Genomic DNA, 14,827 nt, shown 5'->3' on the forward strand with positions numbered 1-14,827 from the left:
GTATCAGGCGTCGAACTCGTAGTTCATGTCAGGGCCGGCAATGGCCAGGAAGTTGCCTTCGACGTAGTCGATGCCCTGCGAGAACAGGATGCTCATGCTGGCCGCGTCCTGCACGAACTCGGCGATGCTCTGGATGCCCAGCTCGCGCGCCTTCTCCGCCAGTTCGCGCACCCGGTTCTGGTTGGCCTGGTGCTTCGACAGGTCTTCCATGAAGCTGCGGTCGATCTTGACGAAGCCCGGCGTGAAGTGGGACAGCAGCTGGAACGAATCCAGGCCGGCGCCGAACTGTTCCAGCACCAGCTTGCAGCCCAGCTTGCCGATCGCGGCGGCGAAATCCTGGGTGGCACGCAGGTTGATGAATACCTTCGACTCCGGCAGCTGCAGCAGCAGCGCATCGCCACCGACGCCGTGCGTGGCCAGCTGTTCGCCGATGTAGGCGGGCAGGTCCGGATCCTGCAGCGAAGCCTGGGTGATCTTCACCAGCAGGGTCACCGGCTTGTTGGCGCGCGCGCGCGCGCCCAGCACCGAGACGGCGTGGCCGATCACCCAGCGATCGATCTGCCCCATCAGGCCATGTTCTTCGGCGATCGGCAGGAAGTTCATCGGGGTGATGGTTTCGCCGGTGCCCGATTCCAGCCGCAGGTAGCTTTCATACATCGCCCGCGGTTCGCCCAGCAGGTGGATGATCGGCTGGTAGTGCAGCAGGAAGCGGTCGTTGGCCAGCGCGTCGTGCAGGCGTTCCACCCACGCCTGGACGCGCTCCTCCTCGGCGCGATCGGTGGCGCTGGGGTCGAACACCTCGGAATGGTTGCCGCCCACGCTCAGCGACGACTGCAGGCACTGGCTGGCCTTGGCCAGCACCTGGGTGACGCTGGCGATCTTCTCGCCGATCTGCACGCCACCGATGCTGGCGGTGATGGTGCTGGAGCTGCCGCCGACCTCGAACAACCGCGCCGCGAACGCGCCGATGATGCGCTCGGCCAGCGCGGCGGTGCGCGCGTGGTCGCCGCGGGCCAGCACCGCGAAGCTGTGTTCGCTGAAGCGCGCCGCGTGGGCGCTGCCGTCGGCCAGCTGTTCGCCGACTTCCTGGCGGATGCAGTCGGCGATCGCCGCCAGCAGGTCGTCGGCGCTGTCCAGGCCGATTTCCTGCAGGATGCGCTGGTAGTTGTCCGGTTCCAGCAGCAGCAGGCCGTACTGGGCGCGCTGCTGGGCGGTTTCGGCCACCGCGTCTTCCAGCACGCGCAGGAAGGTGGGGCGGTTGAGCAGGCCGGTGCTCTGGTCGCGCTGGCGCAGTTCCTCGACCTCGCGTGCCAACTCCGGATCCACCTCGGTGGCCTGGTGACGGAAGATCACCTGTTGGCAGGCTTCGCCCTGGTACCGCGCGGCGGTGAACTCCATCACCGCCGGGAATTCGTTGCCGTCGGCGTCGTGCGCGGTCAGCTCGTAGCGCGGCGGCGCTTCCTCGCCCTTGGACAGGCTCTTGAGCAGCGCCTTGAACGCGGTGACATCGCCAGACGCCACCAGGTCCAGCAGCGACATGCCCTCGATGTCCTCGAACGACTCGAAGCCGAACATCTCCAGATACGCCTGGTTGGCGCGGATGTGCATGCCTTCGTGGATGTAGGCGATGGGCTCGCGCGAGGAATCGATCAGCATGTCGCAGCGGCGCTGGGTCTCGCGCATCTGCGCTTCCAGCCGGCGCTGGGTGCGGCGGGCTTCCAGCGCCTGCCATTCGGTCTGCACGGTCTTCAGGAACTGCTGCGGGCGATCGCGCAGGGCCACCGCCTGCGCGCCCAGCGCCTGCACGTTCTCCAGGATGTCGTCGCTGACGCCGTCCAGCGTGGCCAGCAGCGGCACGTCGCGGCCGCAACCGATCACCGCCTTGGCCACCTGCTCGAACGGCAGCAGGCTGGAGGCGTAGTCGGCCAGCACCATGTCGACGGGCTGCGCGGCCAGCATCTCGACCATTTCATCCAGCGATTCCGGGCGCAGCGGGCGCACCGCGGTGCCGGCGTTGCGCAAACGGCTGACGAGGGCCTCGGCCTCGTTGACCAGATCGGCCACGAGCATCAGTCGCAGCGCAATGTCTTTGCCTGTGGCCATGCGGAGGATCTTGCGGTGTTCGTTGCCGACAGGCTACATCATCCTGCCGCGGCTGTAGTCCCCTGCAGCAGCGGCGTCTTGCCCGGCTGGCCGGCGATTTCCCGCACCAGTTTCGGCACCAGATAGCCGGGCAGACGCGCTGCCAGCGTGGCATGCAGCGCGAGTGCGGTGGCATCGCTCACCTCGAAGTGGGCGGCGCCGGCAACGCGGTCGAGCTGGTGCAGGTAGTAGGGGAGCACGCCGGCTTCGTGACCGCGCTCGCACAAATCGGCCAGTGCTTCGACCGAGTCGTTGACCCCGCGCAGCAGCACCGCCTGGTTGAGCAGGGTGGCGCCGGCATCGCGCAGTGCCGCCATCGCTGCATCGACCGAAGCGTCGAACTCGTTGGCGTGGTTGGCGTGCACCACCACCGCCAGCGGCCACGGCAGGCCGCGCAGCCACGCCAGCAGGCCGGTGTCCACCCGCTCCGGCAGCACGATCGGCAGGCGGCTGTGGATGCGCAGGCGGCGGATATGCGGAATGCCGCGCATCGCCTCGGTCAGTTCGGCCAGTTTGTGGTCGGCCAGCGACAGCGGGTCGCCGCCGGACAGGATCACCTCGTGCACGGACGGATCGGCCGCGATCAGCGCCACCGCTTCGCGCCAGCCGGCAGCCGCAGCGCTGTCCTCGGCATAGGGATAGTGGCGGCGGAAGCAGTAGCGGCAGTTGACCGCGCAGCTGCCGGTGGCGATCAGCAGGGCGCGGCCGTTGTATTTCTGGATCACGCCGTGGCCGCTGCGGGCGGCGGTATCGCCCACCGCGTCCACGCCGAAACCGGGCACGAGGCGCTCTTCGTCCAGCACTGGCAGCACCTGCCGCAGCAGCGGGTCGTGGGGATCGCCCGGGCGCATGCGGGCGATGAAGCCGCGCGGAACCCGCAGCGGGAACTGCCGGGCCGCGGCCTCGGACAGGCCGTCGGCCAGGGCGTCCAGGTCCAGCATCGCCAGCAGCTGGCGCGGGTCGCGCACGGCGTCGCGCCAGAGCGCCTGCCAGCGCTGCGGCTCGCCCTGCTGCAATGGGGTAGGGGCTGCGGGTATCATGTCGGGCTGCAAGAAAACCATTCCGGCCACACTGGAATCCTCGCCAAACCCACAGTCTAGCCGCCCTGCCGGGTGGCCCCAAGGAGTACCCATGGCCAGCCTGGGCATGAACGACGTCAAATCCGGTCAGAAAATCCTGGTCAACAACGAGCCCGCGGTCATTTTCGAAACCGATTACGTGAAGCCGGGCAAGGGCCAGGCGTTCACCCGCGTGCGCTACCGCCAGATCCGCACCGGCCGCGTGCAGGAAATCACCATGAAGTCCACCGATTCGGTGGAAGCCGCCGACGTGGTCGATACCGACATGCAGTACCTGTACACCGATGGCGAGTACTGGCACTTCATGAACCAGGAGTCGTTCGAGCAGGTGCAGGCCGACAAGGCCGGCGTCGGCGATGCCGCCAAGTGGCTGAAGGGCGAGGAAGACTGCGTGGTCACCCTGTTCAACGGCAACCCGATCCAGGTGACGCCGCCGAATTTCGTCGAGCTGAAGATCGTCGAGACCGACCCGGGCGTGAAGGGCGACACCGCCGGCACCGGCGGCAAGCCGGCCACCCTGGAAACCGGCGCGGTGGTGCGCGTGCCGCTGTTCGTCGCCCAGGATGAAATCATCAAGGTCGACACCCGCAGCGGCGAATACGTGAGCCGGGTCAAGTAAGTCATGACCGATGCCGCCCCGCAGCCCTGCGATCTGCTGATCGAAGCCGGCTGGGTGGTCCCGGTGGTGCCGCACGGCGTGGTCCTCCCGGATCACGCCGTTGCCGTTTCTGCCGGCGCCATCGTTGCCGTGCTGCCCATCGCCGAGGCGCGCGCGCGCTTCGCAGCGAAGGAAACCGTGTCGCGCCCGGACGCCGCGCTGATCCCCGGCTTGGTCAACGCCCACACCCACAACCCGATGACCCTGCTGCGCGGGATCGCCGACGACCTGCCGCTGATGACCTGGCTGCGCGAGCACATCTGGCCGGTGGAAGCGGCGGTGATCGGGCCGGAGTTCGTGGCCGACGGCATGGCGCTGTCGATCGCCGAGATGCTGCGCGGCGGCACCACCTGCGCCAACGAGAACTACTTCTTCCCCGACGTGCAGGCCGGTGTCTACAAGAAGCACGGCTTCCGCGCGCGGGTGGGCGCGGTGATCATCGACTTCCCCAGCGCCTGGGCATCGAGCGACGACGAATACTTCGATCGCGCCTGCGAGCTGCACGATGCCTGGCGGGGCGATCCGCTGGTCGGCACCGCGTTCGCGCCGCACGCGCCGTACACGGTGAATGACGCCAACTTCGAGCGCGTGCGGATGCTGTCCGACCAGCTCGACGTGCCGGTGCATCTGCACACTCACGAGACCGCGCAGGAAGTGGCGGACTCGATCCAGCTGCACGGCCAGCGCCCGCTGGCGCGGCTGGACCGGCTGGGCCTGGTCAACGATCGCCTGATCGCCGTGCACATGACCCAGCTCACCGAGGCCGAGATCCACCTGTGCGCCGAGCGCGGCGTCAGCGTGGTGCACTGCCCGGAGTCCAACCTCAAGCTGGCCTCGGGCTTCTGCCCGGCCTGCGCGCTGCTGAAGGCGGGGGTGAACCTTGCCATCGGCACCGACGGCTGCGCCAGCAACAACGACCTCGACATGTTCGGCGAGACCCGCACCGCCGCGCTGCTGGGCAAGGCGGTTGCCAACGACGCCGCCGGCTTCTCCGCGTTCGAGGCGCTGCACGCGGCCACGCTGGGTGGTGCCAAGGCGCTGGGTTTCGATGCGCGCATCGGCAGTATTGAAATTGGCAAGCGCGCCGATCTGGTGTGCGTGGACCTGTCGCAGCTCGAGACGCAGCCGCTGCACCACGTGGTCTCGCAGCTGGTCTACGCCACCGGTCGCCAGCAGGTCAGCGATGTCTGGATCGACGGCGTGCCCAAGCTGCGCCAGCGCGTGCTGGTGGACATGGACACCGATGCCATCGTCGCCAACGCCAGGCAGTGGCGCCAGCGCATTGCCGCCATCCAACGATGATTTTCCTCCCGCAGGGATCCGCAGGACGCCAACCATGAGCGCAACCGCCCAGACCAATTTCCACCAGTCCGAACTCGACAAATTCGACGAGCTTGCGCAGCGCTGGTGGGATCCCAGCGGTCCGCAGAAGGCGCTGCACGCGCTGAACCCGGCGCGGCTGGGTTACGTGGCGGAGCGGGCCACCCTGCGCGATGCGACCGTGCTGGACGTGGGCTGCGGCGGCGGCCTGCTCAGCGAGGCGCTGGCCAAGGCTGGTGCCCGTGTCACTGCCATCGACCTGGCGCCGAACCTGCTGAAGGTCGCGCGCCTGCACGGGCTGGAGTCGGGGGTGAAGGTCGAATACCGGCAGCTGGCGGTGGAAGCGCTGGCCGAGGAAGCGCCGGCTTCGTTCGATGTCGTCACCTGCATGGAAATGCTGGAGCACGTGCCCGATCCGGCCTCCATCGTGCGCGCCTGCGCGAGCCTGCTGAAGCCGGGCGGACGCCTGTTCCTCTCGACGCTGAACCGCACGCCGGCGGCGTTTGCGCTGGCGATCGTCGGCGCGGAATACATCGCCCGCCTGCTGCCCAAGGGCACCCACCAGTACCGCGACTTCATCAAGCCGTCGGAACTGGCGCGGCTGCTGCGCGAGGGCGGGCTGGCGCTGGAAGACGTCAGTGGCCTGATGTACGAGCCGTGGCGCAACGCCGCGCGGGTGGTGCGGCGTACCGACGTCAACTACCTGGCCTGCGCGCGCAGGCCGGAATGAGCGCGGTGTTTCCGAAGCTGGTGCTGTTCGACCTCGACGGCACCCTGCTCGACAGCGCGCCGGACATGGTGGCCACCGTCAACCAGATGCGCGCTGCGCGTGGGCAGGGGGCGATGGCGCTGGAGGCGCTGCGCCCGCACGTGTCCAAGGGCTCGCGGGCGATGAGCGCGGCGGCGTTCCCGCAGCTGGGCGGGGATGTGCCGGGCGAGATGATCCGCGAGTTCCTCGACATCTACGAGCAGGTGCTGGGCCAGCACAGCGTGCTGTTCGACGGCGTGGCCGAGCTGCTGGACGCCATCGAGGCCGCCGGCAGCCGCTGGGGCATCGTCACCAACAAGCCGGAATACCTGGCCCGGCAGGTGCTGCCGAAACTGGGCTGGCAGTCGCGCTGCGCCATCCTGATCGGCGGCGACACCCTTGCCGAGCGCAAGCCGCATCCGCTGCCGCTGCTGCACGCCGCGGCAGAACTGGGCGCCGCCATCGACGACTGCGTGTACGTCGGCGACGACCGTCGCGACATCGACGCCGCCCGTGCCGCCGGCATGCGCTCGGTGGTGGCCCTTTGGGGTTATCGCCCCGATGGCGACCAGCCAGCGGAGTGGGGCGGCGACGTGATGGTGGAAACGTCGCGCGATCTGCTGGGCGGCATCCCGACCCGCTGACCACCGCATCGGCTTCCACGCCCCCGCCCGCCTACAATTTCCCCATGAACGACAGCGCTTCCCTCGACAGTTTCCTCGCCAAATGGCGGACGCAGTGGCCGGAATGGTCCGTGGCGGAAGTGTTCCTGCCGATGCCGCAGCGCCAGCGCGCGCGCGCCTGGCTGGCCCTGCGCGGCGAGCTGACCGAGGCTGCCTGGGGCGGGGACGACCCGAGCCCGGGCGCGGCCAAGCTGGGCTGGTGGGAAGAAGAGCTCGCGGGCTGGTCGCGCGGCGCGCGCCGCCACCCGCTGGGGCTGGCGCTGCAGAAGCTGCCGCTGGACTGGCCACTGCTGGCGGCCGCCATCCCGGCGCTGCGCGCCAGCCGCAGCCCCGAAGCCGACCGCGCGGCGAGCCTGCGCGGACTGGAGCCGTTTGCGCGTGCGCAGGCGACGCTGTCGGCGCAGCTGTTCGATGCCACGGCGCCCGCATCCACCCTGGCGACGGCCGAAGCGCTGCTGGCGGAATGGGTGCTGCATCTGCCGATACGCGGCGTGCCGGCGGCCGGAACCGATATCCCCAGCCTGCTGGCGCTGCCGTCGCTGCCGTCGCTGCGCGATGCGCCGCGCGCCGAGCGCATCCATGCCGCGCTGGTGCGGGCGCGGTTGGGCCGGCTGGCGCGTGGCGCCAAGGGCCCGCTGCCGGCGCCGGTCGCGCTGCTGGCTGCTTGGCGCGCCGCCCGCGGCTGATCGCGCGCAGCGGTGCGGATGCACCAGAGCGTTGCGCAGGCGCGCATGCCCGCAACGGTACAATGTCGCGATGCACAAGATCGTTTCCCCCGTCTCCCTGCCCGATGTCGCCTTTGACCCGGTCGCGCTGGCGCGCCCGCTGGACTGGGTGGGAATGGATGGCATGGCCCTGCCGATCCGGCTGGCCGGCGAGGGCGGTGCGCCGCTGCTGGTGCCGGCCAGCGTCGATGTGGCGGTCAACCTGCGCGATCCCGACGCCCGCGGCATCCACATGTCGCGGCTGTACCTGCAACTGCAGGAAGGGCTGGCCAACGAAGCGCTGGGCGCGCCCTCGCTGCGGCGGCTGCTGGATGCCTGCATCGTTTCGCAGAAGGGCCTGGCCGAAAGCGCGCGCCTGCGCCTGCGCTTCGACCACCTGCTGCTGCGCCGCGCCCTGCTGAGCGACAACGCCGGCTGGAAACGCTACCCGGTGGAGATCGAGGCGGAGCTTGTCGATGGCCATCTGCGGCTGACGCTGGGCTTCTCCGTCGAGTATTCCAGCACCTGTCCGGCCTCGGCGGCACTGTCGCGGCAGGTCAACGCGCAGCGTTTCGCCGAGGATTTTGCCGCCGTGCCTGCGCTGTCGCTGCCCATGGTGCACGACTGGCTGGCCGGCGAGCGCGGCATGGCCGCCACCCCGCATGCGCAGCGCAGCCGCGCCGACGTGCGGGTGGAACTGCGGCCAGCCTTCGATGAACTGCCGCTGGCGTCGCTGGTGGATGCGCTGGAAGCCGCGCTGGGCACCCCGGTGCAGACGGCGGTCAAGCGCGAGGACGAGCAGGCATTCGCGCAGGCCAATGCCGCCAACCTGATGTTCTGCGAGGATGCCGCGCGGCGGGTGTCCTCGGTGCTCGCGGCTGATGCGCGGATCGCCGCGTGGAGCGCCCGCGTGGCCCATTTCGAAAGCCTGCACCCGCACGACGCCGTCGCCAGCGTCAGCGGCAGGAACGCCTGAGCGACGCATCTGCGCGCCTCTACTTCGTTCAATGACGATGGCTGCCGCCGCGTTCGCGTCTTTCGGCCGTCTGCCGGCGATTGAGACTCTGCAGGGCTGAAACCTGCTTGTTCAGCCTGGCGGCACGGGGTCGTGCCCGCCGGGGTGAAGGGGATGGCAGCGGCCGATGCGGCGGATCGCCAGCCACCCGCCGCGGAGCGCGCCGAAGCGGCCGATGGCGTCCATCGCGTATTCCGAACAGGTGGGGACGAACCGGCAGCGCGTCCCCAGCAGGGGGCTGATCCAGCGCTTGTAGCCGCGCAGCAGCGCGATGAGGAGTCTGTCGATCACGGAGCGGCCACGGACGGGGAGGCAGGCGGCGCCGCGGGATCCACGTGGTTGCCGCCTTGCGCGTGGCAGGGTATAACAGCGCGCCTTCCCGCCTCAAGGGAAAACCCAAGGAACACCTCGACGTGGCAGCGAAAAAAACCGCGAAGAAGGTCGCCAAGGCGGCCAAGAAAGCCGCTCCGGCCAAGAAGCCCGTGGCGGCCAAGAAGGCAGCGCCGGTCGCCAAAAAGGCGGCGAAGCCGGCGGCCAAGCCCGCCGCGAAGAAGGCGGTGGCCAAGCAGGCGCCGGTGAAGAAAGCCGCGCCGGTCAAGAAGGCGGTGGTCGCCAAGAAGCCGGTCGCCAAGCCCGTCGCCAAGGCGGCCAAGCCGGTTGCCAAGCCGATGGCGAAAAAGCCTGTCGCCAAGCCTGTTGCAAAGCCCGCCGCCAAACCCGCTGCGAAGCCGGTGGCGAAGAAGGCCGCCGCGGTCGCCAAGCCTGCGCCGGCCAAAAAGCCGGCGGCTGCCAAGGCCCCGGTGGTTGCGAAGGATGTGAACAAGAAGACGCCAGCGCCCAAGCCGCAGCCGCAGAAGGCGGTCAAGGCGGCGGAAGCGCCAAAGAAAGAAACGCACAAGCCCGTGGCACCGCCGGCCGCAAAGCCGGCGCCGGCCGCGGACAACAAGAAGAAAGGGAAAGTGATGGTTGCGGTGAAGAAAACGTCCGGGGGCCAGTCCGCGCCCAAGGGCAAGCACAAGGTCGTGCCGTACAAGGTCGACGATGCCAGCGGACGTCCGATCCTGCCGGCCGGCTACAAGCCGTCGGCGGACGAGGAATACATGAGTCCGCTGCAGCTGGAATATTTCCGCCAGCGCCTGCTGCAGTGGCGGGCCGACCTGGTGGAGGAATCCAAGCAGACGATCGAGAACCTGCGCGAGGAAGTGCGTGACATCGGCGACGAGGCCGAGCGCGCCACCCGCGAAACCGAGAATTCGCTGGAGTTGCGCACCCGCGACCGCTACCGCAAGCTGATCGGCAAGATCGACAGCACTCTCAAGCGCGTGGACAGCGGCGAGTACGGCTTCTGCGTCGATACCGGCGAGGAGATCGGCCTGGACCGGATGGAAGCGCGGCTGACCGCCGAGCGCACCATCGACGCCCAAGAGCGCTGGGAGCATATGCAGAAGCAGATGGGCGACTGAGCCTCGCAGCTGCGATTGTCAGAAAAAACCCCGCCTCGGCGGGGTTTTTTCATGCGGTGATGGTTGCGCGCCGCGTCGGCGGTCGCGCGGAGCGGGTTGCGGCCCGCTCCGCGGATCGCTTACTTGCTGTTCAGCCCGCGCTGTTCCAGCAGGGCCTCGATCTTCGCCTCGTAGCCGGCGAAGTTGGGGAACAGCTTGCCGGCTTCGATCTGCCCGCCCGGCGCCAGCACGAATTCGCGCAGGCGATCGCCGTTCGCAAGGCTCAATCCGCCGTTCTTGCGGATCCACTGGGTGGTATTGGCGCCCAGCACCTCCGACCAGATATAGGCGTAGTAGCCGGCCGCGTAGCCGCCCATGATGTGGCTGAAGTAAGGCGTCTTGTAGCGCGGCGGCACCGGCGCGTAGTCGAAGCCGTCGGCCTTCAGCGCCTGTGCTTCGAACGCCATCACGCCGCTGGCTTCCGGGATGTTTTCCAGCGGCAGCTGGTGCCAGCGCTGGTCCAGCATCGCCGCTTCCAGGTATTCGGTGGTGGCGAAGCCCTGGTTGAACTTCGACGCCGCGATCACCTTGTCCAGCAGCGCCTTCGGCATCGCCTCGCCGGTCTGGTAGTGCTTGGCGTAGTGGGCCAGGATCTCAGGCCAGTCGGCCCACATCTCGTTGACCTGCGACGGGTATTCGACGAAGTCGCGCGGCACGTTCATCGAGAAGTACGGGTAGCGCACGTCCTGGAAGAAGCCGTGCAGCGCGTGGCCGAACTCGTGGAAGGCGGTGGTGACCTCGTCCCAGGTGAGCAGGGTGGGCTTGCCTTCGGACGGCTTGGGCACGTTCAGGTGGTTGGCCACCACCGGCTTCTCGCCCAGCAGCGCCGACTGCGCCACGTAGGTGTTCATCCACGCGCCGCCGCGCTTGGAGGCACGCGCGTAGGGGTCCCAGATGAAGATCGACAGGCGCTTGCCGTCCTTGTCGAACACGTCGTAGATCCAGGTGTCCGGATGGTACTTGGGCAGGTCGGTGCGTTCCTTGAAGCTGATCCCGTACAGCTTGTTGGCGGCATGGAACACGCCGTTCTCCAGCACGTTCTTCATCTCGAAGTACGGCTTGAGCTGGCTTTCGTCGAAGCTGAACTTCGCCGCGCGCACCTTCTCGCTGTAATAGGCCCAGTCCCACGGCTGCAGGATGAAGGTCGGTTCGCCCTTGGCCTTCTGCTCGGCGTCGATCATCACCTGCAGGTCGGCGCCCTCGCGGCGGGCGTTGGCCACCGCCTTCGGCGCCAGCTGGCGCAGCATGGCGTTGACGTTTTCCTGGTTGGCGGCGGTCTCGTCGGCCAGCACGAAGTTGGCCGAGGTGTCGTAGCCCAGCAGGCGCGCGCGCTCGGCGCGCAGCTTCAGTACCTGCGAGACGATGGTGGTGTTGTCCCACTGGTTGCCGCGGCTGCCGCGGGCCACCGAGGCCTCGTGCAGGCGCTGGCGCAGCGCGCGGTTGGCCAGCTGTGCCTCGGCCGGCTGGCCGGTCGTGTTGAGCAGGGCGATCACGTACTTGCCGTCGAGCTTGCGCGCCTTGGCGGCCTCGGCGGCGGCGGCGATCTGCTCGTCGCTCATCCCGGCCAGCTCGTCGCGGCTGTCCACCACGATGGCCGAGTCGTTCACTTCCGCCAGCACGTTCTGGTTGAACTGGGTGCCCAGCTTGGACATCTGCGTGTTGATGTCGCGGATGCGCACCTTCTGCGCGTCGGTCAACGCGGCACCGCCGCGCACGAAGTCCTCGTAGCGCATCTCCAGCAGGCGGCGATCGACGGCGTCCAGGCCCAGCGTGTCGCGGCCGTCGTACAGCTTCTTGATCCGTGCGAACAGTTTCGGGTTGAGGGTGATGGCATCGCGGTGGGCGGAGAATTTAGGCGCGTACTCGGTCTGCAGCTTGTCGCGGGCGTCGTTCTTGTCGGTGCCCACCAGGTTGAAGAACACGTTGGTGGCGCGATCCAGCAACTGGCCGCTCTTCTCCATCGCCACGATGGTGTTCTGGAAGCTTGGCGTTTCCGGGTTGTTGGCGATCGCGTCCATCTCGCGCAGCTGCTCGGCCATGCCGGCGTCGAAGGCGGGGGCGAAGTCGCTGTCCTTGATCCGGTCGAACTGCGGGTAGTTCAGGTCCAGCGTGCTGGGGGCGGCGAACGGGCCGCTGTAGGCGGTGGCGGTGTTCATCGAAGTCGAAGCCTCCTGCTTCTGCGCGGCGGCGTTGGCGGTGTTGGCGCCCAGGGCGGCGGCAATGGCGAGCGCGAGCGCGCAGGCGATGGGTTGTTTCATGGTTTCTGGGTCCGGTAGTTCGACGGAGGAAGGCGGCCAAGCGGGCTCGGCGCTACGCGGTTTGCGCACCGGCAAGGGTATCGCATGCCTGCCGGCGGCAGGAGTGAAGCAGCTCAGGTATGGCCAACGGTCGATTGATTTTCCGCGGATTGCGGATAGGCTGGGTCGATCCCCCTGCACTGTGTTGCCGCGATCGAGCCGCCCATGTCTACCGCATTCGAGTTCGAGGCCATCGGCCTGGATGGCACCCAGCAGCCGCTGTCGCAGTGGCGCGGTCAGGTGCTGCTGATCGTCAACGTCGCCAGCAAATGCGGGTTCACCCCGCAGTACGCGGGTCTGGAGGCGCTGTGGCGCGAGTACCGCGAGCGCGGGCTGGTGGTGCTGGGCTTCCCCTGCGACCAGTTCGGCCACCAGGAACCCGGCGATGCCGACGAGATCCGCGATTTCTGCTCGCTGACCTATGACGTGAGCTTCCCGATGTTCGCCAAGGTGGAGGTCAACGGCGCCGGTGCGCATCCATTGTGGCGGTGGTTGAAGAAGCAGAAGGGCGGCTTGCTGGGCATCGACGCGATCAAGTGGAACTTCAGCAAGTTCCTGGTCGGGCGCGATGGCCGGGTGCTGGCGCGCTATGCGCCCACCGACAAGCCGGAATCCCTGGCCGGCGACATCGAGGACGCCTTGGCATGACCCGGGAAACGCTGGTCGGCGGCAGCTATCGGCTGGAGTTCGACTACCAGCCGCCGCTGCTGACCGTGCAGCTGCTGGGCGAGGTTGCGGCCGAGGACAACCTCGAGATGACCCGCGAATACTGGCGGCACATCGCCGACAGGGTGGCCGCCAGCGGTGCCAGCGCGCTGCTGGTGCTCGACGCGCTGCCCGGCGAGGTGATGGACGATGCGGACCTGGCGCGCTTCTTCAGCGGCGTGGCCGGGCTGGGCCTGGAACGGGTGCGGATTGCCTATGTCGAGGCCCGCGTCGATCAGATATCGCGGATCGAATACGTCGAGCAGCTGGCGCTGGAGCGCGGCTACCGGATCCGCATGTTCGCCAACGAGTCGGAAGCCCGGCTCTGGCTGCGTTATGGCGGCGACTAGCGCCGCAGCGGCCGGCGCCGGCGGTTATTTCTCGACGAACGCGCGCTCGAACACGTATTCGCCGGCGCTGCCGATCCGCGGCGAGGGGCTGAAGCCGCGCGCATCGAGGATGGCGCGGAAATCCGCCAGCATCTGCGGGCTGCCGCAGATCATCGCGCGATCGAAAGCCGGGTCCAGCGCGTCGAGCCCCAGCGCGGCGGCGATCCGGCCCTGGTCGAGGTGGTCGGTGATGCGGCCGGTATGGTCGCGGCCGCGGTATTCGAACGCCTCGCGCGAGACCGCCGGGTAGTACAGCAGGCGGTCGCCGACCATGTCGCCCAGCAGCGCGTGGTTGGGTAGCTCGCGCTCGATGTAGTCGCGGTAGGCCAGGTCTTCGGCGCCACGCACGCCGTGGCAAAGCACCACGCGCTCGAAGCGCTCGTAGGTTTCCGGGTCCTTGATCACCGACAGCCATGGCGCCAGCCCGGTGCCGGTGCCCAGCAGGTACAGGTTGCGGCCGGCGTGCAGGTCCGAGATCAGCAGGGTGCCGGTGGGCTTGCGGCCGATCAGGATGGTGTCGCCGGGCTTGACGTGCTGCAGGCGCGATGTCAGCGGGCCTTCGGCCACCTTGATGCTGAAGAACTCCAGCTGCTCCTCCCAGTTGGCGCTGGCGATCGAATAGGCGCGCATCAGCGGCTTGCGGCTGCCGTCCGGCTGTTCCACTTCCAGCCCGATCATCACGAACTGGCCGTTGTCGAAACGGAAGCCGTCGTCGCGGGTGGTGGTGAAGCTGAAGTAGGCGTCCGTCCAGTGACGGACGTCGAGCACCGTTTCGGTGCCGAAGGGGGAGGCCATGCGCGTGGGGAGGCTGCGGGGTAGCCGGCTATTTTACGTGGCGAGGCAGCATGGCGGTTGATCCGGGACAAATTGACCCGGATTTTTCATGGTCCGGGACATGCTGGGGCCATGCAGACCACTGACACGCTCTGGACCATTGGCCATTCCAACCGGCCGTGGGCGCAGTTCGCCTCGATGCTGGCCGAAGCCGGGATCATGCAACTGGTGGATGTGCGCCGCTTTGCCGGCTCGCGGCGCAACCCCCAGTATTCGCGCGATGCGATGCCGGCCGCGCTCTCCGAGGCAGATATCCAGTACTGGCCGCTGCCGGGCTTGGGCGGGCGCCGCAAGGCCGATCCCGATTCACCGAACACGGCCTGGCGGGTGGAGGCGTTTCGCGCCTATGCCGATCACATGGCTTCGGGGGATTACATCGCCGCCCGCGATGCGCTGATGGCCGAGGCCTTGGCCAGCCGCACCTGCATCATGTGCGCGGAAGCCGTCTGGTGGCGTTGCCACCGGCGGCTGGTGTCGGACGACTTCGTGCTCCGCGGCTGGCGCGTGCTCCACCTGATGGCCCCGGGCAAGGTGACCCCGCATGAAACCAACCCCGATGCGGTGATGATCGACGATGTCGTCCGCTACCCCGGCTCGCAGCCGCGCCTGCTCTAGCCTGCGCCGGCTGCGGGTGCTTCGCCGTCAAGCGCTCCTGCGCCGCGGCCTGCGCCAGGCTGGGCCGTTGCAGGTCACGGCCCGCCTCGGCGGCAATCGCGGGCAGGGTCGCCGGATCCAATAGGCCGATCGACGC

General features: G+C 68.4%; 15 protein-coding genes. 10 read left to right on the plus strand and 5 right to left on the minus strand.

Features of this window, described 5'->3' with window-relative positions; genetic code table 11:
• Nucleotides 1-3 precede the first annotated feature (3 nt).
• On the minus strand, nt 4-2,103 hold the full coding sequence (locus E5S66_RS10035) for an EAL domain-containing protein (protein ID WP_138349082.1): 2,100 nt from the start codon (nt 2,101-2,103) through the stop codon (nt 4-6).
• Between the two features lie 38 nt (nt 2,104-2,141).
• Nucleotides 2,142-3,182 carry an EF-P beta-lysylation protein EpmB gene (gene epmB, locus E5S66_RS10040; protein ID WP_138349083.1) on the minus strand — a complete coding sequence of 347 codons (1,041 nt, stop codon included), beginning with the start codon at nt 3,180-3,182 and terminating at the stop codon, nt 2,142-2,144.
• A 91-nt stretch (nt 3,183-3,273) separates the two neighbouring features.
• On the opposite strand from epmB, the gene efp reads away from it, so the two are divergent.
• From efp to folE2, 6 genes are all read left to right on the plus strand, one after another.
• Nucleotides 3,274-3,840: an elongation factor P gene (gene efp / locus E5S66_RS10045; RefSeq protein ID WP_028838141.1), complete on the plus strand. Its 567-nt coding sequence runs from the start codon at nt 3,274-3,276 to the stop codon at nt 3,838-3,840.
• 3 nt (nt 3,841-3,843) lie between these two features.
• Nucleotides 3,844-5,181 carry a TRZ/ATZ family hydrolase gene (locus tag E5S66_RS10050; RefSeq protein WP_138349084.1) on the plus strand — a complete coding sequence of 446 codons (1,338 nt, stop codon included), beginning with the start codon at nt 3,844-3,846 and terminating at the stop codon, nt 5,179-5,181.
• A 34-nt stretch (nt 5,182-5,215) separates the two neighbouring features.
• Nucleotides 5,216-5,929: a bifunctional 2-polyprenyl-6-hydroxyphenol methylase/3-demethylubiquinol 3-O-methyltransferase UbiG gene (gene ubiG / locus E5S66_RS10055; protein ID WP_138349085.1), complete on the plus strand. Its 714-nt coding sequence runs from the start codon at nt 5,216-5,218 to the stop codon at nt 5,927-5,929.
• Nucleotides 5,908-6,591, plus strand: coding sequence for a phosphoglycolate phosphatase (gph, locus tag E5S66_RS10060; RefSeq protein ID WP_425472212.1), 684 nt, complete (start codon nt 5,908-5,910; stop codon nt 6,589-6,591). Before ubiG ends, gph begins: the two co-directional genes overlap by 22 nt.
• Nucleotides 6,592-6,635: 44 nt before the next feature.
• Nucleotides 6,636-7,316 (plus strand): isoprenoid biosynthesis enzyme family protein, encoded by a 681-nt coding sequence (locus E5S66_RS10065; RefSeq protein WP_138349087.1) that lies wholly within the window; start codon nt 6,636-6,638, stop codon nt 7,314-7,316.
• Nucleotides 7,317-7,386: 70 nt separating this feature from the next.
• A complete protein-coding gene (gene folE2, locus E5S66_RS10070) occupies nt 7,387-8,310 on the plus strand; it encodes a GTP cyclohydrolase FolE2 (protein WP_138349088.1) in 924 nt (307 codons plus the stop codon).
• A gap of 111 nt (nt 8,311-8,421) precedes the next feature.
• On the opposite strand, the gene yidD is transcribed toward folE2, so the two are convergent.
• Entirely contained in the window at nt 8,422-8,640 is a 219-nt protein-coding gene (gene yidD, locus E5S66_RS10075) for a membrane protein insertion efficiency factor YidD (RefSeq protein WP_038052258.1), read from the minus strand.
• Nucleotides 8,641-8,762: 122 nt separating this feature from the next.
• Between yidD and dksA the strand changes: the two genes are divergently transcribed.
• On the plus strand, nt 8,763-9,812 hold the full coding sequence (gene dksA, locus E5S66_RS10080) for an RNA polymerase-binding protein DksA (RefSeq protein ID WP_138349089.1): 1,050 nt from the start codon (nt 8,763-8,765) through the stop codon (nt 9,810-9,812).
• 119 nt (nt 9,813-9,931) lie between these two features.
• On the opposite strand, the gene E5S66_RS10085 is transcribed toward dksA, so the two are convergent.
• A complete protein-coding gene (locus E5S66_RS10085; RefSeq protein ID WP_425472213.1) occupies nt 9,932-12,097 on the minus strand; it encodes a M3 family metallopeptidase in 2,166 nt (721 codons plus the stop codon).
• 216 nt (nt 12,098-12,313) lie between these two features.
• Here E5S66_RS10085 and E5S66_RS10090 point away from each other — a divergent pair, with 216 nt between their 5' ends.
• A complete protein-coding gene (locus E5S66_RS10090) occupies nt 12,314-12,796 on the plus strand; it encodes a glutathione peroxidase (protein ID WP_171033528.1) in 483 nt (160 codons plus the stop codon).
• Nucleotides 12,793-13,203 carry a hypothetical protein gene (locus E5S66_RS10095; protein ID WP_138349092.1) on the plus strand — a complete coding sequence of 137 codons (411 nt, stop codon included), beginning with the start codon at nt 12,793-12,795 and terminating at the stop codon, nt 13,201-13,203. Before E5S66_RS10090 ends, E5S66_RS10095 begins: the two co-directional genes overlap by 4 nt.
• 24 nt (nt 13,204-13,227) lie before the next feature.
• Here the strand turns inward: E5S66_RS10095 and E5S66_RS10100 are convergent, their stop codons facing one another.
• Entirely contained in the window at nt 13,228-14,037 is an 810-nt protein-coding gene (locus E5S66_RS10100; protein WP_138349093.1) for a ferredoxin--NADP reductase, read from the minus strand.
• Between the two features lie 111 nt (nt 14,038-14,148).
• Here E5S66_RS10100 and E5S66_RS13875 point away from each other — a divergent pair, with 111 nt between their 5' ends.
• The gene (locus E5S66_RS13875) at nt 14,149-14,691 is read left to right on the plus strand and encodes a DUF488 domain-containing protein (protein ID WP_138349094.1); all 543 of its coding nucleotides are present in this window, start codon (nt 14,149-14,151) and stop codon (nt 14,689-14,691) included.
• Nucleotides 14,692-14,827: the final 136 nt, after the last annotated feature.

The sequence above is a fragment of the Thermomonas fusca genome (assembly GCF_005862345.1).
In the GTDB taxonomy this organism is placed as follows: Bacteria; Pseudomonadota; Gammaproteobacteria; order Xanthomonadales; family Xanthomonadaceae; genus Thermomonas; species Thermomonas fusca.

Bases quoted from the DNA above. Each gene is read 5' to 3' on its own strand.
- E5S66_RS10065 (WP_138349087.1), top strand. From the start codon at position 6,636: ATGAACGACAGCGCTTCCCTCGACAGTTTCCTCGCCAAATGGCGGACG.
- E5S66_RS10090 (WP_171033528.1), top strand. From the start codon at position 12,314: ATGTCTACCGCATTCGAGTTCGAGGCCATCGGCCTGGATGGCACCCAG.
- epmB (WP_138349083.1), bottom strand. From the start codon at position 3,182: ATGATACCCGCAGCCCCTACCCCATTGCAGCAGGGCGAGCCGCAGCGC.
- E5S66_RS10100 (WP_138349093.1), bottom strand. From the start codon at position 14,037: ATGGCCTCCCCCTTCGGCACCGAAACGGTGCTCGACGTCCGTCACTGG.
- E5S66_RS10035 (WP_138349082.1), bottom strand. From the start codon at position 2,103: ATGGCCACAGGCAAAGACATTGCGCTGCGACTGATGCTCGTGGCCGAT.
- E5S66_RS10095 (WP_138349092.1), top strand. From the start codon at position 12,793: ATGACCCGGGAAACGCTGGTCGGCGGCAGCTATCGGCTGGAGTTCGAC.
- efp (WP_028838141.1), top strand. From the start codon at position 3,274: ATGGCCAGCCTGGGCATGAACGACGTCAAATCCGGTCAGAAAATCCTG.
- folE2 (WP_138349088.1), top strand. From the start codon at position 7,387: ATGCACAAGATCGTTTCCCCCGTCTCCCTGCCCGATGTCGCCTTTGAC.
- ubiG (WP_138349085.1), top strand. From the start codon at position 5,216: ATGAGCGCAACCGCCCAGACCAATTTCCACCAGTCCGAACTCGACAAA.
- E5S66_RS13875 (WP_138349094.1), top strand. From the start codon at position 14,149: ATGCAGACCACTGACACGCTCTGGACCATTGGCCATTCCAACCGGCCG.
- E5S66_RS10050 (WP_138349084.1), top strand. From the start codon at position 3,844: ATGACCGATGCCGCCCCGCAGCCCTGCGATCTGCTGATCGAAGCCGGC.